Origin of the sequence: Brachybacterium sp. GPGPB12, from assembly GCF_038396325.1 — a bacterium.
Taxonomy (GTDB): Bacteria; Actinomycetota; Actinomycetes; order Actinomycetales; family Dermabacteraceae; genus Brachybacterium; species Brachybacterium conglomeratum.
Genome location: NZ_CP149573.1, coordinates 2,421,486 through 2,446,492, shown reverse-complemented (window position 1 = coordinate 2,446,492; position 25,007 = coordinate 2,421,486). Strand labels below are relative to the sequence as shown.

At 73.0% G+C, this 25,007-nt stretch carries 25 protein-coding genes and 8 pseudogenes; 14 read left to right on the top strand and 19 right to left on the bottom strand.

All coding sequences use genetic code 11. The features are described from left to right. Window positions 1-28: 28 nt before the first annotated feature. Together WKH84_RS14245 and WKH84_RS14240 are read left to right on the top strand one after the other, a co-directional pair. Window positions 29-736: pseudogene (locus tag WKH84_RS14245) on the top strand (TRAP transporter large permease subunit); the annotation flags it as partial. A 70-nt stretch (window positions 737-806) separates the two neighbouring features. Next, the gene (locus tag WKH84_RS14240; RefSeq protein ID WP_341856902.1) at window positions 807-1,250 is read left to right on the top strand and encodes a TRAP transporter large permease subunit; all 444 of its coding nucleotides are present in this window, start codon (window positions 807-809) and stop codon (window positions 1,248-1,250) included. Between the two features lie 195 nt (window positions 1,251-1,445). On the opposite strand, the gene WKH84_RS14235 is transcribed toward WKH84_RS14240, so the two are convergent. Beyond that, window positions 1,446-1,730 (bottom strand): hypothetical protein, encoded by a 285-nt coding sequence (locus WKH84_RS14235; protein WP_341857028.1) that lies wholly within the window; start codon window positions 1,728-1,730, stop codon window positions 1,446-1,448. A 6-nt stretch (window positions 1,731-1,736) separates the two neighbouring features. Between WKH84_RS14235 and WKH84_RS14230 the strand changes: the two genes are divergently transcribed. After that, window positions 1,737-2,069 (top strand): FCD domain-containing protein, encoded by a 333-nt coding sequence (locus WKH84_RS14230; RefSeq protein WP_341856901.1) that lies wholly within the window; start codon window positions 1,737-1,739, stop codon window positions 2,067-2,069. Between the two features lie 55 nt (window positions 2,070-2,124). Here WKH84_RS14230 and WKH84_RS14225 read toward each other — a convergent pair whose 3' ends face one another. Beyond that, window positions 2,125-2,496 (bottom strand): SDR family oxidoreductase, encoded by a 372-nt coding sequence (locus WKH84_RS14225; protein ID WP_341854126.1) that lies wholly within the window; start codon window positions 2,494-2,496, stop codon window positions 2,125-2,127. A gap of 118 nt (window positions 2,497-2,614) precedes the next feature. Between WKH84_RS14225 and WKH84_RS14220 the strand changes: the two genes are divergently transcribed. Next, on the top strand, window positions 2,615-2,908 hold the full coding sequence (locus WKH84_RS14220) for a hypothetical protein (RefSeq protein WP_341854125.1): 294 nt from the start codon (window positions 2,615-2,617) through the stop codon (window positions 2,906-2,908). An 8-nt stretch (window positions 2,909-2,916) separates the two neighbouring features. Here WKH84_RS14220 and WKH84_RS14215 read toward each other — a convergent pair whose 3' ends face one another. From WKH84_RS14215 to WKH84_RS14180, 8 genes and pseudogenes are all read right to left on the bottom strand, one after another. After that, the gene (locus WKH84_RS14215) at window positions 2,917-3,390 is read right to left on the bottom strand and encodes an NAD(P)-dependent oxidoreductase (RefSeq protein WP_341856900.1); all 474 of its coding nucleotides are present in this window, start codon (window positions 3,388-3,390) and stop codon (window positions 2,917-2,919) included. Continuing rightward, complete coding sequence (locus WKH84_RS14210; RefSeq protein ID WP_341854124.1) at window positions 3,315-3,920, bottom strand: hypothetical protein; 606 nt, start codon at window positions 3,918-3,920, stop codon at window positions 3,315-3,317. Before WKH84_RS14210 ends, WKH84_RS14215 begins: the two co-directional genes overlap by 76 nt. After that, window positions 3,917-5,218: an alpha-hydroxy acid oxidase gene (locus WKH84_RS14205; RefSeq protein ID WP_341854123.1), complete on the bottom strand. Its 1,302-nt coding sequence runs from the start codon at window positions 5,216-5,218 to the stop codon at window positions 3,917-3,919. Before WKH84_RS14205 ends, WKH84_RS14210 begins: the two co-directional genes overlap by 4 nt. Before the next feature lie 64 nt (window positions 5,219-5,282). Beyond that, window positions 5,283-6,176, bottom strand: coding sequence for an NAD(P)-dependent oxidoreductase (locus tag WKH84_RS14200; RefSeq protein WP_341854122.1), 894 nt, complete (start codon window positions 6,174-6,176; stop codon window positions 5,283-5,285). 49 nt (window positions 6,177-6,225) lie between these two features. Then, window positions 6,226-6,969 carry a nucleotide-binding domain containing protein gene (locus tag WKH84_RS14195; RefSeq protein ID WP_341856899.1) on the bottom strand — a complete coding sequence of 248 codons (744 nt, stop codon included), beginning with the start codon at window positions 6,967-6,969 and terminating at the stop codon, window positions 6,226-6,228. Next, window positions 6,899-7,498: pseudogene (locus tag WKH84_RS14190) on the bottom strand (four-carbon acid sugar kinase family protein); the annotation flags it as partial. The gene WKH84_RS14195 and the pseudogene WKH84_RS14190, both read right to left, overlap by 71 nt. Before the next feature lie 224 nt (window positions 7,499-7,722). Further along, window positions 7,723-9,124, bottom strand: a pseudogene (locus tag WKH84_RS14185) (GntP family permease). 251 nt (window positions 9,125-9,375) lie between these two features. Then, window positions 9,376-10,348 (bottom strand): annotated as a pseudogene (locus tag WKH84_RS14180) (3-hydroxyacyl-CoA dehydrogenase family protein). Between WKH84_RS14180 and WKH84_RS14175 the strand changes: the two are divergent. Then, on the top strand, window positions 10,236-10,481 hold the full coding sequence (locus WKH84_RS14175) for a hypothetical protein (protein WP_341857027.1): 246 nt from the start codon (window positions 10,236-10,238) through the stop codon (window positions 10,479-10,481). The pseudogene WKH84_RS14180 and the gene WKH84_RS14175 sit on opposite strands and share 113 nt — an antisense overlap. An 82-nt stretch (window positions 10,482-10,563) precedes the next feature. On the opposite strand, the pseudogene WKH84_RS14170 reads toward WKH84_RS14175, so the two are convergent. From WKH84_RS14170 to WKH84_RS14160, 3 genes and pseudogenes are all read right to left on the bottom strand, one after another. Continuing rightward, window positions 10,564-11,367: pseudogene (locus WKH84_RS14170) on the bottom strand (SDR family NAD(P)-dependent oxidoreductase). Window positions 11,368-11,402: 35 nt separating this feature from the next. Beyond that, window positions 11,403-11,990, bottom strand: a complete 588-nt coding sequence (locus WKH84_RS14165) for a TIM barrel protein (protein WP_341854121.1) — start codon at window positions 11,988-11,990, stop codon at window positions 11,403-11,405. Continuing rightward, window positions 11,987-12,118, bottom strand: coding sequence for a hypothetical protein (locus tag WKH84_RS14160; protein ID WP_341854120.1), 132 nt, complete (start codon window positions 12,116-12,118; stop codon window positions 11,987-11,989). Before WKH84_RS14160 ends, WKH84_RS14165 begins: the two co-directional genes overlap by 4 nt. A gap of 719 nt (window positions 12,119-12,837) precedes the next feature. Here WKH84_RS14160 and WKH84_RS14155 point away from each other — a divergent pair. From WKH84_RS14155 to WKH84_RS14135, 5 genes and pseudogenes are all read left to right on the top strand, one after another. Next, entirely contained in the window at window positions 12,838-13,056 is a 219-nt protein-coding gene (locus WKH84_RS14155) for a hypothetical protein (RefSeq protein WP_341854119.1), read from the top strand. 97 nt (window positions 13,057-13,153) lie between these two features. Beyond that, window positions 13,154-13,456, top strand: a pseudogene (locus tag WKH84_RS14150) (dihydroxyacetone kinase subunit DhaK); the annotation flags it as partial. A 70-nt stretch (window positions 13,457-13,526) separates the two neighbouring features. After that, window positions 13,527-14,762 (top strand): annotated as a pseudogene (locus WKH84_RS14145) (dihydroxyacetone kinase subunit DhaK); the annotation flags it as partial. Between the two features lie 283 nt (window positions 14,763-15,045). Continuing rightward, the gene (locus tag WKH84_RS14140) at window positions 15,046-15,513 is read left to right on the top strand and encodes a ribose-5-phosphate isomerase (protein WP_341856898.1); all 468 of its coding nucleotides are present in this window, start codon (window positions 15,046-15,048) and stop codon (window positions 15,511-15,513) included. A gap of 430 nt (window positions 15,514-15,943) precedes the next feature. Next, window positions 15,944-16,510, top strand: coding sequence for a triose-phosphate isomerase (locus tag WKH84_RS14135; RefSeq protein WP_341854118.1), 567 nt, complete (start codon window positions 15,944-15,946; stop codon window positions 16,508-16,510). 96 nt (window positions 16,511-16,606) lie between these two features. On the opposite strand, the gene WKH84_RS14130 is transcribed toward WKH84_RS14135, so the two are convergent. Next, the gene (locus WKH84_RS14130; protein WP_341854117.1) at window positions 16,607-17,095 is read right to left on the bottom strand and encodes a hypothetical protein; all 489 of its coding nucleotides are present in this window, start codon (window positions 17,093-17,095) and stop codon (window positions 16,607-16,609) included. A gap of 59 nt (window positions 17,096-17,154) precedes the next feature. On the opposite strand from WKH84_RS14130, the gene WKH84_RS14125 reads away from it, so the two are divergent. Beyond that, entirely contained in the window at window positions 17,155-17,688 is a 534-nt protein-coding gene (locus tag WKH84_RS14125) for a hypothetical protein (RefSeq protein ID WP_341854116.1), read from the top strand. A gap of 143 nt (window positions 17,689-17,831) precedes the next feature. On the opposite strand, the gene WKH84_RS14120 is transcribed toward WKH84_RS14125, so the two are convergent. From WKH84_RS14120 to WKH84_RS14105, 4 genes are all read right to left on the bottom strand, one after another. Next, window positions 17,832-18,545: a GntR family transcriptional regulator gene (locus WKH84_RS14120; protein WP_341854115.1), complete on the bottom strand. Its 714-nt coding sequence runs from the start codon at window positions 18,543-18,545 to the stop codon at window positions 17,832-17,834. Window positions 18,546-18,789: 244 nt separating this feature from the next. Next, window positions 18,790-19,818, bottom strand: coding sequence for a Gfo/Idh/MocA family oxidoreductase (locus WKH84_RS14115; RefSeq protein WP_341854114.1), 1,029 nt, complete (start codon window positions 19,816-19,818; stop codon window positions 18,790-18,792). Continuing rightward, entirely contained in the window at window positions 19,812-20,294 is a 483-nt protein-coding gene (locus tag WKH84_RS14110; RefSeq protein WP_341856897.1) for a hypothetical protein, read from the bottom strand. The genes WKH84_RS14115 and WKH84_RS14110 overlap by 7 nt, the downstream gene beginning before the upstream one ends. Continuing rightward, window positions 20,288-20,851 (bottom strand): Gfo/Idh/MocA family oxidoreductase, encoded by a 564-nt coding sequence (locus WKH84_RS14105; RefSeq protein WP_341854113.1) that lies wholly within the window; start codon window positions 20,849-20,851, stop codon window positions 20,288-20,290. The genes WKH84_RS14110 and WKH84_RS14105 overlap by 7 nt, the downstream gene beginning before the upstream one ends. Before the next feature lie 928 nt (window positions 20,852-21,779). Between WKH84_RS14105 and WKH84_RS14100 the strand changes: the two genes are divergently transcribed. From WKH84_RS14100 to WKH84_RS14090, 3 genes are all read left to right on the top strand, one after another. After that, window positions 21,780-22,079: a hypothetical protein gene (locus tag WKH84_RS14100; RefSeq protein ID WP_341854112.1), complete on the top strand. Its 300-nt coding sequence runs from the start codon at window positions 21,780-21,782 to the stop codon at window positions 22,077-22,079. A 77-nt stretch (window positions 22,080-22,156) separates the two neighbouring features. After that, window positions 22,157-22,624: a MarR family transcriptional regulator gene (locus WKH84_RS14095; RefSeq protein ID WP_341854111.1), complete on the top strand. Its 468-nt coding sequence runs from the start codon at window positions 22,157-22,159 to the stop codon at window positions 22,622-22,624. 263 nt (window positions 22,625-22,887) lie between these two features. Then, entirely contained in the window at window positions 22,888-23,328 is a 441-nt protein-coding gene (locus WKH84_RS14090) for a hypothetical protein (protein WP_341854110.1), read from the top strand. A 113-nt stretch (window positions 23,329-23,441) separates the two neighbouring features. Here WKH84_RS14090 and WKH84_RS14085 read toward each other — a convergent pair. Beyond that, a pseudogene (locus WKH84_RS14085) lies at window positions 23,442-24,945 on the bottom strand (aminotransferase class I/II-fold pyridoxal phosphate-dependent enzyme). Window positions 24,946-25,007: the final 62 nt, after the last annotated feature.

Below are 25,007 nucleotides of genomic sequence, written 5' to 3'. Positions count from 1 at the left end.
CTGGTGCTCGCTCGCCCTGCGCGTCCCCGTGTGGATCGCGCCGCTCATCCCCTCACTCGTCTACATCGTGCTGGACGAGACCGCCACCGCGGCCCTCGCCGCCCAGCAGACGGCCTCGGGCGTCTTCGACTTCGCGATCCTCGCGGTGCCGATGTTCATCCTGCTTGGGAACCTCGCCAACGTCTCCGGGGCGACGGACCGACTGTTCGACGCCGCGACCAGCGCGATCGGGCACGTCCGCGGCTCGCTCGGCTACGTCAACATCGCCACCTCCTTCGGGTTCTCCTGGATGAGCGGGGCGGCGATCTCCGATGCCGCGGCGATGGGACGGATCCAGGTGCCCGCGATGAAGAAGCGCGGCTATCCCGAGGGCTTCGCGCTCGGCATCACCGGCGCCTCCTCGCTGATCGCCCCGATGATCCCACCATCGATCCCCGCGATCATCTACGCGGTGACCGCCGGGCTCTCGGTGAGCTCGATGTTCATGGCCGGCATCGTGCCGGCGCTCGTGCTCGTCCTCGCGCTGTGCCTGATGGTCTTCCTGCAGACCCGCGGACGGGACGACCTGCGGTCGCCCAAGCCGCCCGCAGCGAAGCGGGTGGGGGACGTGGTGAAGGCGGCGCCCGTGGCCGGCGCCGCGGTGATCATCCTCGGAGGGATCCTTTCGGGGATCGTCACCCCGACGGAGGCCTCGGCGCTCGGCGTCGCCTACGTGGCGATCCTCGCGCTGTGCTACCGCACCCTCAACCGGCGCGCCCTCGGTCGGATCGCGGCCTCGACCGTCGAGACCACCGGCGGCTGTCCTCGTGATCGTCACCAGCGCAGCACTGTTCGGCTGGGTGCTCGCCCGCGAGCAGGCGCCGCAGGTGATGAGCGAGATGATCCTCCAGATCACGGACCGCCCGCTGGTATTCCTGCTGCTGGTGAACATCCTGCTGCTGATCGTCGGCGCGATCCTGGAGCCGACGGCCGCGATCCTGATCCTGGTGCCTGTGCTGGCGCCGATCGCCGACGTCTACGGGATCGACCCCACCCACTTCGCGGTGATGATGATCTTCAACCTGATGATCGGCCTGCTCACCCCGCCGGTGGGGCTCGTGCTCTTCGTCCTCTCCTCGGTCACGAAGATCCCGGTCACTCAGGTCATCAAGGGCGTACTGCCGTTCTTCGTCCCGATGCTCTTGGTGCTGGGGGTGATCACCTTCGTCCCGCTGGTGAGCACCGGGCCGCCGTCCCTCGTCGGACCCTGAGCGCAGGGTGTCCCGTCGGGCGGGGCGCCGCGGCGCCCGGGGGCGCCCGGCAGGCAGGAAGGAACATGGCGTGACCCGCGGCGGCACCGGACAGGACCGGGTGTACCAGGCCCTGCGCACCCGCATCCTCGAGCACCAGCTCGAGCCGGGGGCGCGGATCTCCATCAGCGCGGAGGCGCGGCGCCTCGGCGTCTCTCAGACTCCGGTGAGGGAGGCGCTGAACCGGCTCGAGGGCGACGAGCTCGTGGTGCGCACCGCCTCGCGCGGGTACGCGGTCACGCCGCTGATCGACAGGGAGCGGCTGGTGGAGCTGTTCGAGCCGCGGCTCCTGCTCGAGCCGTGGGCGACGGGCGAGGCGGCCACGTCCCGGTCGCGCAATCCCGCCCGCACCCTGCGGGAGGAGCTCGAGGTGCTGGAGCGCTTGCACGGGACGGAGCAGTCCGTCCAGGCGCGCGGGCGCTCAGCGACCAGCGCTTCCATGAGGCGATCCTCGACGCCGCGGGAAACGTCTTCCTCGCAACCGCCGTGGATCGCCTGCATGCGCACGTGCACGTCTTCCGCCTCCATCAGATCGATGCCGAGGGCCGGGAGACGTACCGCGAGCATGCCGCGATCCTCGCCGCCGTCGAGGCCTGCGATCCGACGGCCGCGGAGGAGGCGATGCGGGCGCACCTGCACGGGGCCTTCGCACGCCTCTCCGCGCCCGCCCACACGACACCCGGCGGGGCGGACGGGGGGAGCGACGGAGCCGACAGAGCCGCGGGGACTACTGGTTCCGCCGGGATCACGCCGCGCGAGGCCCGCTCGCACCTGCGCTGAGCCCCGCCGACGAAGCCGCGTGGGTCTCGTCGGCGGGCTTCGGCCCACCCTCCGCTCAGCCGACCCGCAGGCCGCCGTTGAGGTTGTAGGTCGCGCCGGTGGTGAAGCCGCCGTGGGCGCCGACGAGATAGGCGACGAGCTCGCCGAGCTCCTCGGTGGTGCCGAGCCGTCCCACGGGGGTGCGGGCCACGAACTGCTCCCGTCGCTCCCCCTCCAGGCGTCCGCCCATGATGTCGGTGTCGATGTTCGCCGGGGCGATCACGGCGGTGGTGACGCCGGTGCCGGCGGTCTCCTTCGCCAGTCCCCGCAGCGACCCCTCGACCCCCGCCTTGGAGGCGGCGTAGGCGCTGGTGGAGAAGTTCCCGCCGCCGTCCTGCGCGGCCGTGGAGCCGATCGCGAGGATCCGTCCGAGCCCCTGCTCGAGCATGCCGGGCGAGCACCCGGCGGGCGAGGTGGAAGGCGCCCAGCGTGTTGATGCGCGGCGTGCGCTCGAAGGCGTCGCTGGTCATCTCCAGGAACGGGGTCGGGTTCGCGATCCCGGCGCAGTGGACGAGGGCGCCGACGGCGGGGGCGTCCGCATCCTGCTCCACGACGCCGAGCGCGGCGTCGACCGAGGCCTCGTCGGCCACGTCGACGCGGGCGGTGACCACATGCGGCGCCCCGGCCGCCCGGGCCTGCTCGGCCGCGGCGGCGAGCCCGCCCTCGTCGAGGTCGAGCACGGCGAGCGGCCGGCCGTGCCGGGCGAGGGCGAGCGCGACACCCCGGCCGATGCCGCGCTCGGAGGCGGCGCCGGTGATCACGCAGGTGAGGCCCTCGATGCGGGCCTCGTCGGCGGCTGAGCGCTCGGTCACCGCGCGCCGTCCGTCCCGCCGCGGGGAGAGTTCACCACGTGCTGGGAGCCGCGCCCGGCGGCGACGGTCCGCACCTCGGCGAGGGCCTCCGCCCCGGTCGCGGCCGCGAAGTCCGCGGTCCAGCACAGCGCGTGCGGGGAGAGCACGACGTTGTCCAGGGCGATCAGGGGGCTGTCGGCCGGGAGCGGCTCGACCTCGAAGACGTCCAGGCCCGCCCCCGCGATGGTGCGCTCCTGCAGGGCGGTGATCAGCGCGGCCTCGTCGACCACGGCGCCGCGGGCGATGTTGATGAGGAAGGCGGACTCCCTCATCATCGCCAGCTCCCGCTCACCGATGAGGTGGCGGGTGCCGGAGTTCGCGGCGACGGTGAGGATCAGGTAGTCGCTGCGGGCGATCACCTCGTCGAGCTCGAGCTGCTCGATCCCGACCTCGGCGCAGAACTCGGGGCGCGGGGAGCGGTTCCAGGCGATGACGTCGAGGTCGAGGGCGCGCGCTGGCGCACCGTCTCCTGCCCGATCCCGCCCAGGCCGACCATCCCGATGGTCGCCGAGCCGAGGCCCGGGCCGCGGTGCTCGGCCTTGCGGTCCCAGGCCGCCTCGCGGACCAGGCGGTCCTTGGGCGAGCAGGGGAGTGCGCGAGGGCGAACAGGAAGGTCAGCGCCGTGTGCGCCATGGGGACCCGCGGCCCCGTGGGGGCGTTGGTGACGGGGATGCCGCGCTCCTCGCAGGCGGTGAGGTCCACGGCGTCGAAGCCGGCGCCGAAGCGGGCGACGTGCTTGAGCGTGGTGACGCCCTCGAGCCGCTCGGCCCCGAACGGAGTGCCGCTGAGCAGCGAGCACCGCGTCGAAGCCCTCGAGCGCGCCAGGGCGGATCGGGGTCTCGACGAGGGACCACTCGATGCCGTCCGCGGCGAGGGCGCCGAGCCCGATGTCGCCGTAGATGGTCGAGCCGTCGGCCTCGGCGTAGTCGGCGGTGACCGCCAGTTTCCAGTGGGTGCTCATTCACGGGCCTCCTCGCGGGTCGCGGTGGGGTCGCCGGGGCGGGCCGTCTCGGGCTCGCGGTGCATGCCGGCGCCGTGCCAGGCCTCGGGGTACTCCACGAAGCCGCGGTCCAGGGCGTCGATGCTGGTCGCGCCGAGCTGGCCCATGGCGAGCTCGAGCTCCTCGTCGAGGATGTCGATCGCGCGCGACACGCCCTTCTCCCCCGCGGCGGCGTTCCCGTAGCCCCAGGCGCGGCCCACGGAGACGAGGTCCGCGCCGACGGCGAGGGCCTTGGCGATGTCGTCGCCGGTGCGCACCCCGGAGTCGAAGACGACGGTCATCTCGTCGCCGACCTCGTCCACGATCCGCGGCAGGGCGCTGATGCTGGAGGGTGAGGAGTCGAGCTGGCGTCCGCCGTGGTTGGAGACGTAGATGCCGTCGGCGCCGACGCGGCGGGCGCGGCGGGCGTCCTCGGGGGTGAGGATGCCCTTGATGTAGAGCGGGCCCGTCCAGCGACGCCGCACCTCCTCGAGGTTCTCCCAGGTCAGGGTGAGGTTCGCGAGGTACTTCGCGACGAACTCCTGGTGGGAGACGGCGTTGTCGCCCTGGATCTGGTCCTTGAGGTTGCGGAAGCCGATCGTCGGCGGACGCATGATCGAGCGGGTCCAGTCCAGGTGCCGCACGGCCTGCAGGGCGTTCTGCGGGGTGATCTTCGGGGGGATGGACATGCCGTTGCGGTGGTCGCGGTAGCGCTTGCCGTTCAGCGGCACGTCGACGGTGACCACGAGCGCCTCGGCGCCGATCTCCTCGGCGCGGGAGATGAGGTTCTCGACGATCGCGTCGGACTTGTACATGTACAGCTGGTACCAGAGCGGGCCGGTGGCCTGCTCGGCGAGCTCCTCCATCGTCCAGTTCGAGGCGGTGGAGATGGTGAAGGGGATGTTCGCGCGGCCCGCGGCACGCACCGCGCCCATCTCGCCCTCGCCGCCGATCATGCGCCGCAGTCCGAGGGGGCCCAGCACGTAGGGGCGCTGGAGGTCCATGCCGTCCACGCTCGTGCTGATGTCGATGTGGGAGATGTCGGTCAGCCAGCGGGGGCGGAAGCGGACCTCGCGCAGGTCCTCCTCGTTCGACGCACGGGTGATCTCGTGGTTGGAGGCGCCGTCGACGATGTCGAAGGCCATCGTGGGCAGGCGCCGCTTCGCGACCTGCCGGAGGTCCTCGATCGAGGGTGCGGAGGCCACCGGGTCGAGGGCGAAGCCGCCGGCCGCGAGCATCTTCGCGAATTCGACGGCTCCGCTGAGTCGGGATTGTGCCATGGTCTGTCTCTCCTTCGAGCGTGGTGGATGGTCGGGTCGCGGCCGCTCGGGCCGCGGGGCGGGGTCAGGTGGTCGCGTCGCCGTCGCGCGGCACCCGGTAGACGATCGAGTCGTCGCGGCGGTCCCAGCCGAGCTCGCTGCCGCGGCGGTAGAGCCGCTGGGCGGAGGCGGCGAGGGGGACCTGCTGGCCCACCTCGTCGGCGGCCTCGGCGACCAGGCCCATGTCCTTGACGAAGATCGTCAGGGCGGAGCGGACGTCGTCGAAGGCGCCGTCGACCATCCTCCGGCCGCGGTCGGAGAACATGAAGGAGGCGGCCGCGCCGGTGCCTAGCACCTCGTGGACCTGGCGCAGGTCCAGGCCCATCGCGTCGGCGAGCGCGAGCGCCTCGCCGGCGGCGGCGATATGCACGCCGCACAGCGGCTGGTTGACGATCTTGAAGCGCTGGCCGTCGCCGGGGCGGGAGCCGACGACGGGGGCGTTCGAGGCGAGGGCGTCCAGCACCGGGCGCACGGCGGCGACGTCGGCCTCGGCGCCGCCGACCATGACCAGCAGGTCGCCGTCGGCGGCGCGGGCGACGCCGCCGGAGACGGGCGCGTCCACGATCCGCAGGCCGGAGCCGTCCAGCCGCTCCGCGCCCGCATCGAGGGCGGCGGGGCCGACGGTCGACATGATCAGCAGGACGGTCCCGGCGGCCAGCTCGCCGGCGATCCCGTCCTCGGCCCCGAACAGGACCGAGTCCAGGCGCTCGGGGGTCGCGACCATGACGGCGACGACGTCGGCGCCGGGCACGGCCTCGCGGGCGGTCGCGGCGGTGGCGACCTGGTCGGCGATGGCCTCGCGGGCGGCGGGGAAGAGGTCGTAGGCGGTCACGGGCAGGTCGGCGCCGGCGAGGGCGCGGGCCATGGGGGCGCCGATCGCGCCCAGTCCGATCCAGGCGACGGCGGGGGTGGTGGTCATCGGGGGCTCCTCGGGTCGGGGGCAGGAGACGGCAGGGCGGGGGGCGGCGTCAGCGGGCGGCGACGGAGGCGGTGAGCACGTCGACCACGTCGGCGAGCGCCTGCTCGCCGCCGACGTTGCCGGGGAAGACGACGTAGGGCGCACCCAAGACCTCGTCGGGCGCCTCCTGGGCGGAGAACAGCGAGACCTGCCCGGGCCAGAACTGCCCCTCGACGCGGGCGCGGCGGATCCCGAGGCCGTTCTCGGCGACCTCGTGGGAGGTGATCCCGCCCTTGGCGACCACCCAGGCGGGCTTCGCCTCGCGCACCCGGCGGACCACCTCGACCACGGCGTCGGAGACGCCGCGGGCGATGGCGAGGGACTCGGCGGGATCGTCGGTGCGCACCAGGTCGCGGCTGGTGAAGACGACGCAGTCGGAGCTGCGGAGGGTCTCCGCCGCCTGCGCGGAGACGCCCGCGAGGTCTTCGCTCGCGGCGCTCGTCGAGCACGGAGGGGACGTGGATCTCGAGCTCGGCGAGGGTGCCGCGCCGCTGGACGGCGCGCAGCTGCGTGGTGGTGAGCCCGACGTGGGAGCCGACGACGACGAGGCCGTGGTCGAGCCGTCCCTCGGGGATCGTGATCGAGTCGGGGTCGACGACGCGTGCGCCCTGCCGCCCGACGAGGGGCCGCACGAAGGAGGGCGCGCAGCGGGTGACGAAGGTGCGTCCCTCCGCCTCGAGCGCCGCCATCGCCCCGGCGACGACCTCGAGGTCCTCGTACTCGGTCGCGTTGACGACGACCCAGGTCCGCTCACGGGCGCCGGCGAGGAGCGTCCGCACCCGCGCGGTGCCGCCCTCACGGATGTCCTCGAGCGAGAGCGAGAGGACCTCGCTCGCGCGCACGGCGCCGCCGGAGCGCTCCTCGAGGAATTCCCGCAGGTCGGAGCTGGTGTAGCCGAAGGTGGCGTCGCGGGCGAAGTCGGTCTCGGCGACCTCGACGGCCGTCCCGTCCACGCGGGCGTAATGGATGTCGCCCTCGGTGAACCGTCCGGCCTCGAGCATCGCCGGGCAGAGCACGAACGCGTCGACGTCGATGCCGCGCGCGCCGAGCTCGTCGGCGATCGCGACCGGTTCGGCGATGACGTGACCGCGCAGGGTCGAGTCGGAGCGGGAGACGACGTGCGACCCGGCGGCCGGCACTCCCCCGTCGAGCACCCCGGCGAGGACGCGCCGGTTCAGCGCGACCGCCTCCTGCTCGTCGAGCGCGCGCGTGTTCGTCAGGACGAAGCAGGCGGCGCCGGGCTCCTCGAGGACGCCGACGGGGATCGCCGGGTCGAGGTCGAAGGCGACATCGATCCCGGCGACGCACTGCGAGCCGGTGGGATCGTCGTCGAGGATCAGCAGGCGACGGTCGGTGGGCGCGGTGGCGGTCACGGGTCCTTCTTCCAGGAGGCGGGACGAGGCGGGCGAAGACGGGGCAGATGCCGCTTCACGAGCAGGGCCGGGACGAGGCGGAGCAGGGACGACGAGCGCCCCTGCTCCCACCTTGTCAGATCTGCACCGGTCGTCTACGCGGCGATCACGAACACGACCGAGGACAGGGCGAAACCGAGCAGCGAGATCGTCGTGCCGACCAGCGACCAGGTCTTGAACGTGGTCACGGTGTCGAAGCCGCAGAACTTGCCGATCAGCCAGAAGCCGGAGTCGTTGACATGGGACCAACCGATGGACGCGGCGCCGATCGCGATGACGACGGCGGCGACCGCGATGGTCCCGAAGTCGCCGGCCATGATCGCCGGCGCCATGATCGAGGCGCCGGTGGTCGCGGCGACGGTCGCCGAGCCCTGGGCGATGCGCATCGCCATGGTCACCAGGTACGCGGCGATGATCAGCGGGAGCCCCATCGCATCCAGGCCCTCGGCGACCTCGCCGCCGATGCCGGTCTCGGTGAGGACGCGGCCGAAGGCGCCGCCGGCGCCGGTGATCAGGATGATCGAGCAGACGGGGGCGAGCGCGTCGTCCACGAGCTCCTCGAGAAGTCCGCCCACCTGCTGACCGGAGCGACGGCGCGGGATCACATAGAGCGACACCATCGCGGTCAGCGCGGACAGGGCCATCGCGACCGGGGTCGCGCCCACGAGTCGGGAGAGCTGGTAGAGGACGTTCTGGTCGGAGACGGAGCCGGAGGCCTCCATGGTCGAGAGCCCGGTGTTGAAGAAGATCAGCACCAGCGGCATGAGGAGGACCAGCAGGATCGCCCCGAAGGCGGGCCGTTCCTCGACCGGGACCTCGCGCGGCTCGCCGAGCAGGGCCGGCACCGGGGTGTCCGGGAAGCGCTTCGAGATCGCCCGGGCGACCAGGTAGCCGCCGAAGTACCAGGTGGGAAGCCCGATCAGAAGCCCGACGAGGATCACGAGACCGATGTCCGCGCCCATCACCGTCGCGGCGGCCGTGGGCCCGGGGTGGGGCGGCGGCAGCGCGTGCATCATCATGAACGACGCGATCGAGGGGAGCACGTAGAGCATGAACGAGCCGCCGAGGCGTCGGGCGACCGTGTAGATGACCGGCGACATCACGATGAAGCCGGCGTCCAGGAAGATCGGGAACGCGTAGAACAGCGAGGCGACCGAGAGGGCGAGCGGCGCCCGCTTCTCCCCGAAGGTGTCGAGCATCTTGTCGGCGAGCACCTGCGCGCCGCCGGTGACCTCGATGATGCGTCCGAGGACCGCACCGAAGCCCACGAGCAGGGCGACTGTGCCCACGGTGCTTGCTGAAGCCGGCGATGACCACGTCGATCACGTCGGCGACGCCGATGCCGGCGGCGAGGCCGGTCAGAACGGCGACGATCAGCAGCGAGAAGAAGGCGTGCAGGCGGGTCTTGATGATCAGGAACAGCAGGAAGGCGATCGCGACGACGGCGATAGTCAGGAGCGACCAGACAGGCCGCTCCGCGAGGACGAGTTCTTCCACGGGAGGGTCTCCAGGGGTGTGGTGGCGGTGCTCGTCGGGTGCCGTCACGCCGGAGCGCTCGGGACCCGGGTCGACGCGCGGGTCCCGAGCGCTCGCTCGAGTCCCGGGCGTCGATGCCCGGCCGACGGGCGGAGCCCGCAGGATGGATGGGTGGGTTAGGGCGTGATCCCGTCCGATGGGCAGAGCCCGCAGGACTGATCGAAGAGGTGCGGCGCGGGCCCGGCCGATGTGGCGTCGGCCGGCCCCCGTCGTCAGGAGTCCTTCGGCGTCGCCTTCGGCGCGGGACCGAGCTCGGCCAGGAGCTGCGACATCTTCGCGTAGGCCTTGTTGCGGTAGGCGATGAGCTCAGCGGCGGTCTTCTCGTCGTAGTCGCCGAGCAGGCCCTTGCCGTTCTTGACGCCCTTGCGGTCCGCGGCGACGGCGTCGGTGAGGATCGTCGGGGTGGCGAGGCGGTCGCCGAAGGCGTCCTCGAAGGTCACGAAGCAGTTCGCGTAGACGTCCAGGCCCGCCTGGTCGGCGATCGCGAAGGGGCCGAAGAAGCCCAGGCGGAAGCCGAAGGTGGTGCGGACGATGGTGTCGACGTCCTCGGCGGTGGCGACGCCCTCCTCGACGATGGAGGTCGCCTCCTTCAGCGGCGCGTACTGGAGGCGGTTCAGCACCATGCCGGGGGTGTCGGCGACCTGGGCGCCCTCGTTCCCCGACTTCTCGAGCAGATCCTTGACCGCAGCGACGGTCTCGGGCGTCGTGGCCTCGCCGGCGACGAGCTCGACGCCGGGGATGAAGGGGGCGGGGTTGGAGAAGTGGACGGTGAGGAAGCGCTCGGGGTTCTTCACCGCGCTGACCAGCTCCTTGACCGGGATGGTCGAGGTGTTGGTGCCGATGATCGCGTCGGGGCGGGCGTGCTGCGAGATCGTGCCGAGCACGTCGCGCTTGACGTCGAGGCGCTCGAAGACGGCCTCCTCGATGAAGTCGACGTCCGCGACGGCCTCCTCGAGGCTCTTGCCCGCGGAGATGTTCTTCGCGACGAGGTCCGCGGAGCCGGGCGAGAACAGGCCCTGCTCCTCGAACTCGCGCGCCTCGCGGCCGCAGGCGCTCGAGGGAGGCGTTCGCGGTGTCGACGCTGACGTCGGCGATGGTGACGTCGAAGCCGGCGATCGCGAGGACCTGGGCGATGCCGCCGCCCATGTATCCGGCGCCGACGATGGTGACGGTCGAGATGGTCATTCGGGGGAACTCCTTCGTCCGGGGGCGCCTCTCGGACGAGGGCGCCGGCGCCGCCACGCCCGACGCCGCCTTCGTGGAGACGTTCCGTGGGCTCGTGACAGCCATGGTAGCTATCCTATTGGATATTGACTAGGGGTGGTCCTGCGACGCGATACAGCCGCAGAACCGAGGACCGAGGCGCCTTATGGGCGCCTTGCCCCTGCCTGTCGCGAAGGTCAGTGCATGTGCTTGCCGCCGTCGACGTTGATCGACGTGCCGCTGACGAAGCTCGAGTCCTCGCCGACGAGGAACGCGATGAGGCCCGCGACCTCCTCGGGTCGCCCCACGCGCGCAGCGGGATGTTCGAGCTCATGCCCTCCTTGCGCTCGTCGGTCAGGGTGCCGCCCATGATGTCGGTGTCGATCGGGCCGGGGAGGATGACGTTCGCGGTGATCCCGTACTGGCCGAGCTCGCGCGCGAAGCCGCGGGTCAGGCCCTGCACGGCGGCTTTCGCGGCGGCGTAGCCGGTCTTGGAGAAGGTGCCGCCGCCGTCGAGGGCGGTGATCGAGGCGGTGTTGACGATGCGCCCGCCCACGCCGCCGTCGACCATGCGCGTCGCCGCCGCCTGGGTCATCAGCGCGCGTGCCCTTGGCGTTGACGTCCATGACGCGGTCCCAGATCTCCGAGGTGAGCTCGAAGAAGGAGTGGGGGCTGGGGATCCCGGCGAGGTTCACCAGGCCCACCACCTGCGGCGACTCCGCGTCGATGCGTGCGAAGGCGGCGTCGACCGAGGCCTGGTCGGAGATGTCGACGCCGACGCCGATCACCTTCTGCTCCGACTGGGCGGGCGGCTCGGCGCTCAGCTCGGCCGCGAACTCCTCGACGGCCGTGCCGTCGATGTCGGCCGCGGCGACGCTCCAGCCCTCGGCCAGCGGCTTGCGGACGACGCGTCGGCCGATGCCGCGGGGCGCGCCGGCGCCGGTGACGACCGCGGTGCGGCGGGCGGGGAAGGACTGGATGGTGCGGGTCTCGATGGTCATCTGGGGGTTCTCCTTCGAACGGGTGCGGTAGGGGCTCAGGCGGTCTCGGCCAGCGCCGAGCTCAGCACCTGCCGGATGTACTGGACGTTCTCGGCGATCACGCCGAGGGAGTCGGAGCCGTAGTGCTCGCAGCAGAAAGGGCCGGTGTAGCCGAGGTCGAGGGCTCGGCGGATGACCTGGCGGTAGTTGATGTAGCCGTACTTCAGCGGCATGGGCGCGCTCGAGTAGGCGCCGGTGACCGGGTCCAAGTCGCGGGTGTAGTTCTTGATGTGCCAGAAGTTCGAGTGCGGCGGCACCTTCTCGAACATGTCCGGCCACGGCTCGACCTCGCGGTGCAGGCGCACCAGGTTGCCGAGGTCCGGGTTCAGGCCCACGGCGTCGTGGTCGACGTCGCGCAGGAAGGCGACGGCCTCGTCGGCGGTGCCGATGTAAGTGTCCTCGTACATCTCGAGGCTGACCTCGATGCCCTGCGCCTTCGCAGCGTCGCCGAGGGTGCGGATCCGCTCGATCGCGAGGTCGCGCGGCGCCGGGTCGTCGACGTGCCCGTCGGCGAGCCAGAACCAGATGGCGCGGGACTGCTCCTCGGTGAGTGCCTGCATGAAGCCGGTGTTCACGACGGTCACGCCGAAGCTCGGGGCCAGCTCGATGAAGCGCGCGCGTCGGCGAGGTTCTCCTCGCCGTTCTCGACGTCGACGACGGAGTTGCGGGTCATGGAGATCGAGGAGAGGGTCAGCCCCTCGCCGTCGAGCACCCGACGGAACTCCTCGACGCGATCGTCGCTGAGCTTCGCCAGCGGCGGCCAGGCGTCGGTGGGGTCGATCTGGTCGACGCCGAGCTCCTTGACCTGTCGCAGCTGCGAGGCCCAGACGCTCGAGGAGGCCTCAAGGGTGGGAGTGCCGTCCGGCGTGGTGCGCCGAACGAGAGCATGTTGGCGCCGATCGGCCAGGTCTCTGCGGTGAACATCGTCGTCCTTTCACGGGGGTTACTCGTGCCATCGATCCTATAGGAACTTACGACCGATGGGAAGAGCGAAGGGAGGGGCGCCGGCGGACCCGCGCCGTCCGCGGATCGGGAGCCCCGTCCGCTCGGCACCTCTTCTGGCATGCCCGCTCTCTCCGACGACGCCTCCGACACCTTCGCCGAGGCGCTGTCGGCCGTCCCCGCGGGTTCACCGATCTCCGGCGTCACGGGCCGGATGCTCGAGCAGTTCACGGGCGGGGGCCTTGAGCCGGGTACCCGCCTTCCCCGGAGCGGAAGCTTGCGAGCGCGCTCGGCGTGGGCCGCTCGGCGGTGAGCGGGGAGCTCGCGGTGTTCGAGATCCTCGGGATCCTCGCCGTGCGCCGCGGCTCGGGCACCTCACTGCGAGGCCGAGCGAGCGAGCCGCTCCTCCAGTCCTTCAGCTGGGGCTGATGATCAGCGGGCGCCCGACCCCGCCCTGGTGACCCTCTCCGCATCGTGCTCGCGATCCCGATGTGTCTGCTCGTCCGCCTCGTCGGCAAGCGCGCGACCTCGAAGGGCTTCGCGCCCTCCCCGGAGATCGGGGAGAAGTACGCCGGCACCGGCGCCGCCGAGCTCGGCAGCGGTGGGCACGGTCGCCGCGCCGCCGTCAGGGCGGCCGTCGGTGCGTTTGACGGCTCAGCGGCCGACGGGCCTCTCCTGCCGATCGGCACCCCCTGCCCTATCGCGTAGTTTTCCTATAGGATCAATCTGCCGCGGCGCCGCGCGCCCGGCCCCCCACGACCCTGCGCCGTCGACCCCCGCACGGCGGCTCCCGGAGGAATCCACGATGACGTACCTCTTCAACGACCCGGCCGCCTTCGCCGCCGACGCGGTCCAGGGCCTGGCCCTGGCCCACCCCGACCACGTGGCCGTGGTCCACGGCGGCGTGGTCCGCGCGACCGAGACCCCGAAGGGCCAGCCCGCCCTGGTGATCGGCGGCGGCTCCGGCCACTACCCCGCCTTCGCCGGTTGGGTGGGCCCCGGCATGGGCCACGGCGCCCCCTGCGGCAACGTGTTCGCCTCCCCGTCGGCCTCCCAGGTGTACTCCGTGGCGCGCAACGCCGAGAACGGCGGCGGCGTGATCCTCGGCTTCGGCAACTACGCCGGCGACGTGCTCCACTTCGGCGCCGCGGCCGAGAAGCCGCGCCGAGGGCATCGACGTGCGGATCATCAAGGTCAGCGACGACATCGTCTCCAACACTCCCGAGAACCACCGCGACCGCCGCGGCATCGCCGGAGACCTGCCCGTCTTCAAGATCGCCGGCGCCGCGATCGAGGCCGGCGCGGACCTCGACGAGGCCGAGCGCCTGGCGTGGAAGGCCAACGACGCGACGCGTTCCTTCGGCGTCGCCTTCGACGGCCCGACCCTCCCCGGTGCCGCCGGCGCCCTCTTCCACGTGCCCGAGGGGCAGATGGGTGTGGGCCTGGGCATCCACGGCGAGCCCGGCGTGCGCGACGAGCCGATCGGCACCGCCGACGAGATCGCGACGATGCTGGTCGAGGGCGTGCTCGCCGAGCGGCCCGAGCGCGCGGAGGGCGGCTACCAGGGCCGCGCCGCGGTCCTCGTCAACGGCCTGGGCACCGTGAAGTACGAGGAGCTGTTCGTCGTCTACGCGAAGGTCGCCGAGCCGCTCGAGGACGCCGGCATCACGCCGGTCCGTTCCGAGGTCGGCGAGCTCGTGACCAGCCTCGACATGGCCGGACTGTCGCTGACCCTGGTGTTCCTCGACGAGGAGCTCGAGCGACACTGGCTCGCTCCGGTCGACACCCCCGCCTTCCACCGCGGCGCGATGACCGGCGCGGCGGAGCGCCCGCGCCGCACCGCCTTCTGGGAGGCCGGGGCCGACGAGACCCCCGCGGCGAGCAGCGAGTCCCGCGAGGTCGCCGGGAAGGTCGCCGGCGTGCTGGACCTGTTCGCGGGCGTGTGCGTGCGCGAGGAGGCCGAGCTCGGCCGGATCGACGCGATCGCGGGCGACGGCGACCACGGCCAGGGCATGGCCTACGGCTCCAAGGGCGCCGCGGCCGTCGCGCGCCAGGCGCTCGAGGACGGGGCCGGGGCCCGCACCCTGCTGGTCCGCGCCGGTGAGGCCTGGTCCGAGTCCGCCGGCGGCACCTCCGGCGCGCTCTGGGGCGCGGCACTCATCGCGGCCGGCGCCGTCTACGACGACCAGGCAGGCGCCGAGCCGCGCACCGTCGTCGACGCGGTCGACGCCGGGATCGACGCGATCCAGCGCCTCGGCGGCGCGCAGGTGGGCGACAAGACCATGGTCGACGCCGCCGCGCCCTTCCGCGAGGAACTCGCGAAGGCCTTCACCGGCGAGAACGCGGCCGAGGCGATCCTGCAGGCCGCGGACGTGGCCCGCGAGGCGGCAGACGCGACCGCCGAGATCACCGCGACCCTGGGCCGCGCCCGCGTGCTCGGCGAGAAGTCGGTCGGCACCCCCGATCCGGGGCGATCTCCTTCTCGATCCTCATGCGCGAGCTCGGCCAGCACCTGTCCTGACCCGGGCAGAGGCCTACCCTCGGAAGTGTGCGACTCTGAACCAGTTCGGGCCCGGAAGCGGTTCAGAATCGCACCCGACTCGACCCGCCCCCGGCCTGCTTTGCCACGTGACCGCGTTCCATCACCCCTGGAACAGCTCCACCGACCCCTACCCCTCGACTCCGAAGGAGAACATCATGGCTCTGACCATCGTCACCGGTTCCGACAACGCCGGCTACGGCCACAAGTCCGCGCTCAAGGAGCCGCTCGAGCAGGACCCCCGCGTCGAGAAGGTCATCGACGTGGGCGTGACCGGCCGCGAGGACGGCACCTACTACCCCAACGTCGCCGTCGAGGCGGCGGAGAAGATCGCCGCGGGCGAGGCGGATCGTGCGGCGCTGATCTGCGGCACCGGTCTGGGCGTCGCGATCTCGGCGAACAAGGTCTCCGGTATCCGCGCCGTGACCGCGCACGACCTCTATTCGGTGCGGCGCTCGGTGCTGTCGAACAATGCGCAGGTGCTGTGCATGGGCGAGCGCGTGATCGGGCTGGAGCTCGCGAAGGAGCTGGTGAAGGTGTGGCTCGACCTCGAGTTCGATCCGGAGTCGTCCTCGGCGGCGAAGGTCGACGCGATCTGCGCCTACGACGGCTCCCTCGAGAAGTGAGCTGAGCCCGGGCCCCGGCTCAGAACCCCGGGCTCGGGCTCGGGATGACCGGCTCGGGCTGGGCACCCGGGCCGGCGGCGCACTCTCACCCCGAGCGCGCCCCCACAGGCCAGTTGTTCGACGTCCGGTACCAGGACCCGACCAGTTGTTCGACGTCCGGTACCAGGAAACTGGTACCGGACGTCGAACACCCCCATGGCACGTCTCGTCGAAGGAGCGAAGATGTCCCCCCTCTGGATCGGCACCAGCTGGAAGATGACCAAGACTCTCGCCGAGGGCCGCGCCTGGGCCGAGGGCCTTCGCGATCACCTCGCGAGCGAGCACAGCCGGCAGGCCCCTGCCGGCGTCCAGCCCTTCGTGATCCCCTCCTTCACCGCCACCACGACGGTGCGGGAGGTCCTCGGCGAGGACTCCCCCGTCGCCGCTCGGCGTGCAGAACGCGCACTGGGAGGACGAGGGCGCGTGGACCGGCGAGGTCTCCGTGCCGCAGGCGAAGGACGCCGGCGCCCAGGTCGTCGAGATCGGGCACTCGGAGCGTCGCGAGCACTTCGGCGAGACCGTGGAGACCACGCGCCTCAAGGTCGCCGCGGCGCTCCGTCACGGCCTCACCCCGTCGCTGTGCATCGGCGAGAGCGCCGAGGTGAAGGAGGCCGGCGACTCGAGCGCGTTCATCCTCGAGCAGGCCGCGGGCGCGCTCGAGGGGCTCTCCGCCGAAGAGCTCGCCCGCGTGGTGATCGCCTACGAGCCGATCTGGGCGATCGGCGAGAAGGGCCGCCCCGCGACGGTCGATGAGCTCGTCGAGCCCTTCGCCGCGCTCGGAGGGCGGTACTCGGGGAAGGTCTCGGGGCCGCTCTACGGCGGATCGGTCAACCTCGACAACGCCGCGGGCCTGCTCGGGATCGAGCACGTGACCGGCCTTTTCGTCGGCCGCACCGCGTGGAAGCTGGAGGGCTATCTCGAGCTGCTGCGGATCGCCGAGGCGCACGCGGCCGCCTGATCCCTCACCCCGCGCCGGGATGTGCTGCGGTGGGGGCATGGACACCTCCTCCGCCCTCCCCGAGGACGCCGCCTGCCCCGGGCCTCCCTCCCAGGATCAGGGGGACATCCCCCAGGGGATCCTCACGGTGCCGCGATAGCCTGGGAGCCGTCGACGACGAGGGCCCACGCCGGGTCTGCGGCCGCGCAGGTCGCCTCCCGCGATCGCCTCGAGGCCCGACCGCAGGGCCCTCCCCGTCGAGACCTCAGCTCCGTCCACAGAGAGGTCCGCGGTTCCCATGAGCCCCCAGAGCCCCTCGCCCCGCCGGCACCCGGCACGTCCCGGCGGGACGCCCTCGCGCCCCGGCCCGGGGGCGCATCCCGGCCTGCGCGCCCCGGCGCCGCCCGCGCCAGGGTCGTGGGCCGCCGGCACCGCACCCCTCGAGGGCACGGTCCATGCCCCGCGCTCCCGCTCGGTCTCGCTGCCCCGCAGGCGCGGGCGCTGGCTGACCGTCGGCGTGCCGGTGGTGCTCGCGGGAGTGCTCGGGATCAGCGACTTCATGCTCCTCGGCGTGAGCGCCCTGGTGGGCGGGGCCGGTCTGCTCACCCCGTTCCTGGCGAGCCTCGGCATCGCCGCGGTCGCGGGCGGCGGCGCTGCCCTTCCTCTTGCGCAATCGTCGACCGAGGCCGACGCGCCTGGGCCGCTCCACGGAGGAGATCTCCTCCGGCACCCGGGCGATGCTGGAGAAGATCGTCAAGGACTCCACTCAGCGGCGTCGACGCATCCATCGGATGCGGCGCCGGATCCAGGGGCCGACGGAGAAGCGCCTGCTGGACCGCGCCGAGACCCTCCTGCTGCGGGTCGACGCGCCGCTGGGCTCGGCGGCGTTGCAGTCCCGTCGCGCCTCGGACCCCGATGTGATCTTGCTGGAGGGGATGACCGAGCGCTACGTCCCCGAGCTGGTGGGCGCGCTCGAGGACACGGTCGGCTTCCTGACCCCCGGATCCACGGAGGACACCCGCGCCCGCGCGGCGGGGAACCTGCGGCGCATCGACGAGCGACTCGCGGTGCTGGACGGTCGTCTGGACCGGCTCGAGCACGAGGTCGTCTCCGGTGTCTCGCGCACCCTCGACGTGCACTCGGAGTTCCTGCGCGCCCGCTTCTCCGAGCCGTCGGCGGATCCGCACGCCGACCGCTGAGCCCCGGCCGAGACAGCGACGCGCACCAGGTCCCCGGACTCTCCGTCGAGCGCCGCCGCCCGACGGGAGGCGACGGCCGTCGCGCAGGACAGTTCATATCGGCGCGCGCCCGGGCGTGCGGACCTCCCGGCTCGCGCCGCGTCTCAGGTCGCCGCGTCCGCGTTCTGTTTCGCCGCCGCCGCCTCCGCGACGACGTGGGAGCGCTCGAGAACGGCGGCGAGGTGCTCATCCAGGGCATGCAGGGCCCCGTCGTGGTGGTGGCGGCGCACCTTCTCGAGGATCCTTCCGTGCTCCGTGTAGGCCTCGTGGACGTCGAGCGCGGCGGGGCCGCCCACCCAGGTCTGCCGCATGCGGTGGGTGTGGGCGCGGACCGTCTCGACCATCGTGGAGAGGTAGCGGTTCCCGGAGTGGTCGAAGAGGGCCTGGTGGAAGGACCAGTCGGCGTGGAAGTGCTCCTGGAGCGGCTCGATGCTCACCTCGCCGGCGGCCTCGATCCGGGCGATGACGGCGCCGTGGGCGGCGTGCGCCTCCTCGAGGGCGGCGAGCGGCGCGTCCACGTCCTCGAAGGCCCGGCCGAGCGCGGCGGTCTCGACGACGCGTCGGGCATCGAGCGCCTCGGTCATCTGCTCGGCGTCGAGCATCGGCGCGACGACGTACCCGCGCGGCGCCACGTACTCCACCAGCCCGGAGCGCTCGAGGGACACCATCGCCTCCCGCACCGGGGTCGGGGAGACCTCGAGGTCGCGGGCCAGCCCGTCGATGCTCAGCCGCGCCCCCGGGGGCCAGCGTGCCTCCAGCGGCCGCCGCAGGATCAGCTCCTCGACCTCGGCACGCGGCACCTGCCGTCGCACAGCCATCACGGCACTCCTCTCTCTTCCCGGGCCCGGCGTCATCGCCCGTCCCGGCGGCGTCGCTCGTCGCACGGGCGGGACGCTCCCGGCGACGCACCCGCTCGACCGGCACCCTATAGGAAGTGTGGCTGCGGGGCCGACGGATCGCTGCGGACCGGCACCTCACGCCCCGGCACCTCACACCCCGGCGCCGTGCGGCCCTCGGCACCGCTGGTCTCGCAGCACCGCACGTTCCCCGGCGCCGCTCCCCTCATCCCGCGAGCGCCACCGGTCGCCCGGTGCGCACCGACTCCTGTGCGGCGGCGACGACGCGGACGGTCCGCGCGCCCCCACCTCCCCCGTCGGCGTGGCCGCCTCGCCCGCGCGGACCGCGTCGAGGAAGGCGTCCAGCGACAGGGGCGTCGAGGTCGGTGCCGTAGGGAAGCCACTGGCCGGGGCCGCCCACGTGCTGGGCGAAGGCGTCGATCTGGAGCTGGCCGCCGGTGCCGAGGGCCTGGAGGGTGAGCCCGCCCCAGGTCGGGGCGTCGGCCGGCATCGACCAGGAGCAGTCGATGGTGGCGACGACGCCGGAGGCATAGGTGAGGGTGACGAGCCCGCCGGTCTCGGCACCCTCACCCGCGCGGTCGGCGTACAGGATCCGGTTGGAGACGGCGTGGACGCTCTCGGGCTCCCCGAGCACGGAGTCGAGGATCTCGGCGAGGTGCACGGTGTGATCGACGAGGGAGCCGCCGCCGGCGAGCTCGACGTCGGTGAACCACTCGCGACCGGCGGGGAGCTTGCCGTTGTTCGTGCCGGTCAGGCCGACGATCTCGCCGAGGGTGCCGTCGGCGATCGCGCCGCGCAGCGCCTGGACGGCGGGCGAGAAGTGGACGGGGAAGGCGGTCATCAGCACCACGCCTGCCTCGCGGCACGCGGAGACCATCTCCTCGGCGTCCGCCACGGTGGTCGCGAGCGGCTTCTCGCACAGCACGTGCACGCCGCGGCGGGCGGCCTCGAGCACGAGCTCCCGGTGGTGCGCGTTCGCGCTGGTGACGACGATGGCGTCGGGGCCTTCCGGCCAGGCCTCCCAGGCGTCCTGGTAGCCGCCGGCCACACGCACGCCGCGCACGTCCCCGTAGCCGTCGGGGTCGGCGACGACGAGGTCCACGTCGGCTCGGGCCTCGAGCGGCGCCGCGTAGGAGGAGGCGTGGGTGTGGGCGCGGCTCATCAGCGCCACGCGCAGCGGGGCGGGGGCGTCGGTCGGCGCGTTCGCGGGATCCTGACCTGGGGCGTTCAGCATGGGATGCTCCGTCCGGTGCGCAGGGAGTCGAGGGCGGCGCGGGAGACCTCCACGGCGCGGGCGCCGTCGGCCGCCTCGACGCGGGTGGCGCCGCCGACGGTGACCGCGCGGGCGAACTCGGCGATCTCGGCGGCGTAGGGGTCCTCCATGGTGGAGACGTCGGGCAGGAAGCCGTCGCCGCTCGCCTGCCGGGCGGAGGCGACGTCGTCGAAGGTGATGCCTGCGTCGCCGGCGCTGTCGTACCGTAGGCGGCCGCGGTCGCTGGCGAGGTCGAAGGTGTAGCGGAACCGGGTGCCCTCGGGGCCCCAGAAGCCGCGGCAGTGGCTGAGCGCGCCGGAGCGGTGGGTGAGGACCACGTGGGCGGTGCGCACGGCCGGGTCGGAGGCGGCGACCCGCTGGCGGGCGTGGACCGACTCCGCGTCGCCGGCGAGCCAGAGCGCCTGGTCGATGTCGTGGATCATCTGGTCCATCACGATGCCGCCGGAGCGCTCCTCGTCGGCGTACCAGTCCCGGTCCGGCAGGGCGCCGGTGCGCTCGAAGCGCGCACGGCGGGGGTGCCGATCGCGCCGGTGTCGACGGCGCGTTTCGCGGCGGCGTACTGCGGGAAGTAGCGCACGACGTGCGCGGGGAAGAGCAGGCGGCCGACGTTCTCGGCGTGCCGGGCCAGCTCTCGCGCCTCCTCGCCGGTCAGCGCGAGCGGCTTCTCGCAGAGCACGTCCTTCCCCGCATCGAGGGCGGCGCGGACGATGCCGGGGTGCGAGGGGGTGGGGGTGCAGACGTCCACGACGTCCACCGCCGCGAGCAGTGCGTCGAGGTCCGGGTGCACGCGCGCCCCGGCCTCGGCGGCGAACGCCTCGGCGCCCTCCGGGCTGGTGCAGTGCGGCTCGGCGCCGAGCGCCTGCCAGCCGGGCAGATGGGCCCGGGAGATCCCCCGGTGCCGACGATGCCGACGCGCGCGCGGCCGGCGGGTCCTGCAGGGACATGGGTGCTCTCCGTCGTCGGAGCGGTCACGGTCGCCGTCGATCCTAGTCACGGCGCCGCGATGCGGACCAGCGGTGCACAGGCGCCGGCGCCCGGGCTGGTCACCTTCGGTGGCGGAACGGTCGCTGGTGGCGTCGTCATGGTCGGATCGGCAGAGCTCATCGCTGCGGGCGCCGCCGTCACGGTCGCCGGGGGCGGGATTCTTCTCGCTGAGGCGGCGAACAATCCCCAGTCCCCAGGGTCACCTCGCCAGCCGGAGACTCACCAGCCTTCGTCCGGGGGCGGCGCCCCGAGACCGCCCGGGGAGGTACTCGGAAAGATGCCAACTGGCAAGAATCCAGGGGTCCGAACCGTGGGCAGCGATGCCGAGCTTCAGGCTTCCTACGGCCAGATGGCGCGCGGAGGCGAGGTGATCCGCCGTCCCGGGTGCCGTGGAGAATGGGTCAGGCAACCGGACGGGACCGAGATCGGGCCGCGCGAGAGTTCACGCTGCGGTGGTCGCACGATCGACGTACTCCACCCTGATGGAACGATTGAGAAGGTGCACATCCGATGACCCTGCACGAGGATGCGCTCCGCGAGGCACTCGAGACCGTTTGAGGGCAGTGGGTCGAAGCGCTGGACATCGACACCGAACAGACCCGACTGGTCACCAGCCGTGGAGCAGTTCTTCACGGAGAGACTCCAACGTCTGGGGATGCACTGGTCACGGACGATGCCCGGCGCTCGGCGCTGTGATCACCGCATCAACTCTTGTCCCCGGCGGTGTGCTGACCCTCGCTCTCACCCGTCCTGGCGAAGACAGCACACTGCTCGTCGCGACTCGCGCGCCATGGGCGCTAGAGCTCCCGCTCGGCGCTGTCATCGCTGCGCGCGCAGACGGACAGGTAGGTCATCGTCCGGCGACCGGGCCGAGGTTCGCGACACCCCGAGCCCTGGCCGAGTGGGCGGCTTCCTCGCCTGACGAGGTCGAGAAGGCCGTGCTCGATGCCGCTGTCGACGACTGGGTGAATCCCGGCGACGTCGTCTCGGCACTACTGCGCTCCGGCGTGAGCGATGATCAAGAGCTCGAACGGCGCGGGATCGAGGTCCTGGGACGACTGCTGGTGCGCGGGGACCTTGTGGCCGGGTCGATCGATGACACGGGATTCCACCCTGCGCCAGAGCCGGTCGAGGCAGTCGTTGAGCACGTAGGAACCGTGTGGGAGGCACTCGGCGGGCGCCGCCCCGGCCCCGGGCACATTGCATGGTTCGATCTTCCTCCTGAAGAAGAAGTCTGACCCCACCGCAGGGAACCGCGCGATTGCGGTCTCCGCGGCTCGGGGCCGCCACCGCCGCCACAGGTAGGATCTCCCGGGTGACCACCGAGGACCCGCGCTGGCTGACGCCCGAGGAGCAGGCCACCTGGCGGGCTCTCACGAGCCTCCTCGTGCGCCTGCCCGCGGCGCTCGATGCCCAGCCGCGTCGCGATGCCGGGATCACCCACTTCGACTACCAGGTGCTCTCGCAGCTCTCCGAGCGACCGGGCCGTCGCCTGCGCCTGCGCGAGCTCGCGACGCTCGTGGACTCGAGCCTCCAGCGCCTCTCCCAGGTGGTCACCCGGCTGGAGACGAAGGGCTGGGTGGAGCGCGTCCCCGACCCGGCCGACGGCCGCACCACGCTCGCCGTGCTCACCGATGCCGGCTTCGAGAAGGTCGTGGCGACCGCGCCGGGTCATGCCGCCGAGGTGCTCGACCTCGCGATCGATCCGCTCGATCCCGAGCGGCTCCGCCGACTGCGGGAGGTCGCCGAGCGGATCGTCGGGACGATCGAGGAGACGCGCTAGGGCCCGGCGCCCCACCCCGGTCCTCGCTGCGGCCGCCCCGGACGCTGAGCCCCTCCGGGCCCTGAGCCTCAGGAGCCCCGAGCCTCAGGGCCGCGACCCCTTGAGGTAGACGTCCACGATCCAGTCCCGCTGACCGGGCAGCTGCCCCCTCGAGGCCGCGGGGCGCCGGCCGCGTGATCGCGGCGAGACCGAGGAACACCTGCACGGTGCGGACGCCCTTGGCCAGCACTCCGGCGGCCTTCGCCCGACGTACCACCGGCGTCATGATGCGCAGAGCCCTCATGCGCCGCTCCGCCCCGCCCTGGACGAGCCCCTCGGAGCTCGACAGCGACTACCTCGCGACCTCGCTCGCGCTCTCCCTGGGTGTGGCCGCGGTGTCGCTGACGGTCCTCGGTCTCCAGTCCCTGCTCGGGCCGGCCGGTCTCGGCCTCGGCGCGGTGCTGATGATGTTCGTGGCGAACCCGCTCTCGGGCCTGTCCACCGGCTGGCAGTGGTCGCCGGCCCCGTGGGGCGAGATCGGTCAGGGCCTCCCGCTCGGCGCGGCCGGTTCTCTGCTGCGCTCCGTGGCCTTCTTCGACGGCGGCGGCGCGACGACACCCGCGCTGGTCCTGGCGATCTGGGCCGTGTTCGGCGCCGTGCTGATCGTCGTCTCCGCGGGGCGCTCCCGCCGACGCGCCTCGGCGGCCGTCCACCGCGCGAGCTGATCCCCGCCGCGCGAGCTGATCCCGGCCGCGCGGCCGGGCGGGCATGGGGCGGGCGGCCTCGTGCCGACGATCGGCGGGCGGCCTCGGGCTCCCCGGGCCGCCCGCCCGTCACCTCAGCGGCAGGCCGCCGACAGGTCCTGCACCAGCCGCGCGGACTTCTCGTCGGTCAGGTCGTGCACGGTCAGACGCAGATGCCGGGAGGGCTCGGCCCCGGCGACCCCCGGTGCGCCCGGGGCGAGGTTGAAATCGTCCCCGGTGCGCACCCGCCACCCTCGACGGGCAAGCTCCGCCGCGATCTCCCGGGCGGGGCGCGGGACGGGGACCCACAGGCTCATCCCGTCGGCCGCCTCGACGGGGAGCCCCTGCGCCGTGAGCAGCGCGGCGACCTGCGCGTTCCGGGCTGAGTAGTGCTCGCCGGCCCGCTCGATCAGGGCGCGGGCGGCGTCGTCGGCGAGCACCCCGTGGGCGAGCCGCCGCAGGAGGTGGCTGACCCAGGTGGTGCCGGGGCTGAGCCGCGGCGCGAGCCGGGCGGCGGTCTCGGGGTCGGTCGCGGCGACCGCGAGGCACAGGTCGGGGCCGAGGAACTTCGAGACCGACCGCACGAGCGCCCAGCGGCGGTGCCCGGGCGGCGCCGGCGAGCGGAAGGGCCGACGGGACAGGAACGAGAAGTAGTCGTCGACGACGACGAGCACGTAGGGATGGTCGGCGAGCACGACTCGCAGCTCCTCGGCCCGGCGTGGGCTGAGCGAGGCGCCCGTGGGGTTCTGGGCTCGAGGAGTGAGGACCACGGCGCGGGCGCCCAGCTCGAGCGCGGCGCGCGCCCCCGTCCGGCGTCATGCCCTCGTCGTCGACGGGGACGGACACCGCGCGGTAGCCCGCGTGGCGGACGGTCTGGATGCTCGCCAGGAAGCACGGGTCCTCCAGCGCCACGGCGTCGCCGCGCACGAGCGCCTGAGCCAGCAGACGCTCGATCGCGTCGACGGCACCGCTGGTCAGCGTCAGATCGACATCGGCGCCGCCGGGCACGTCGGGCGCGACCCAGTCCCGCGCCCAGGCCTCGAAGCCTCGATCGATCACCGGCTCGCCGTAGAGCACCGGGCGGCCGACGGCACCGGCGAGCGCGGGCGCGAGGTCCGGGATGAGGGCGGGGTCGGGGTTGCCGCCGCCGAGGTCGCGGAGCGTTCCCGCGGGAACGCCTCCTGTGCCGCGGCCTGCTCTCGCGGCGTCGCCGAGAGCTTCGGGTCCCCCGGGAGCGTCGGACCCGCCGAGTCCGCCCAGAGCCTCGGGCCCGGCGAGTCCGCCGGGACCTGCGGAGCCTGCGCGACCGGTGAGGTCCCTGAGCGCCTCTGGGGCGGCGTAACCCTCCTGCGCCACCGCCTGCGGGCCGGCGATGCGGGTGCCGGCCCGGCCCTGCGCGATGACGGCGCCGTCGCGGGCGAGCTTCCGGTACGCGGCGACGGCGGTGTTGCGGTTGACGCCCAGCTGCTCGGCGAGGGTGCGCACCGGCGGGAGCAGGTCACCGGGGACCAGCTCGCCGCGGTCGACCAGGTCGCGCACGCCGCCGGCGATCTCCGCGGCGGTGGTGCCGGTGATCTGCGCGGTCGAGGGGGTCTCCACGCGCCTGAGTCTAGGGCGAGCGTCGGTGGGCGGCCGGGTGGAGACGGCCCTCTCGGAAGGGC

Bases quoted from the DNA above. Each gene is read 5' to 3' on its own strand.
- WKH84_RS14235 (WP_341857028.1), bottom strand. From the start codon at position 1,730: ATGGAAGCGCTGGTCGCTGAGCGCCCGCGCGCCTGGACGGACTGCTCC.
- WKH84_RS14225 (WP_341854126.1), bottom strand. From the start codon at position 2,496: ATGCTCGAGCAGGGGCTCGGACGGATCCTCGCGATCGGCTCCACGGCC.
- WKH84_RS14210 (WP_341854124.1), bottom strand. From the start codon at position 3,920: ATGAGCACCCACTGGAAACTGGCGGTCACCGCCGACTACGCCGAGGCC.
- WKH84_RS14205 (WP_341854123.1), bottom strand. From the start codon at position 5,218: ATGGCACAATCCCGACTCAGCGGAGCCGTCGAATTCGCGAAGATGCTC.
- WKH84_RS14200 (WP_341854122.1), bottom strand. From the start codon at position 6,176: ATGACCACCACCCCCGCCGTCGCCTGGATCGGACTGGGCGCGATCGGC.
- WKH84_RS14155 (WP_341854119.1), top strand. From the start codon at position 12,838: ATGTGTCTGCTCGTCCGCCTCGTCGGCAAGCGCGCGACCTCGAAGGGC.
- WKH84_RS14140 (WP_341856898.1), top strand. From the start codon at position 15,046: ATGGCTCTGACCATCGTCACCGGTTCCGACAACGCCGGCTACGGCCAC.
- WKH84_RS14120 (WP_341854115.1), bottom strand. From the start codon at position 18,545: ATGGCTGTGCGACGGCAGGTGCCGCGTGCCGAGGTCGAGGAGCTGATC.
- WKH84_RS14115 (WP_341854114.1), bottom strand. From the start codon at position 19,818: ATGCTGAACGCCCCAGGTCAGGATCCCGCGAACGCGCCGACCGACGCC.
- WKH84_RS14090 (WP_341854110.1), top strand. From the start codon at position 22,888: ATGATGCGCAGAGCCCTCATGCGCCGCTCCGCCCCGCCCTGGACGAGC.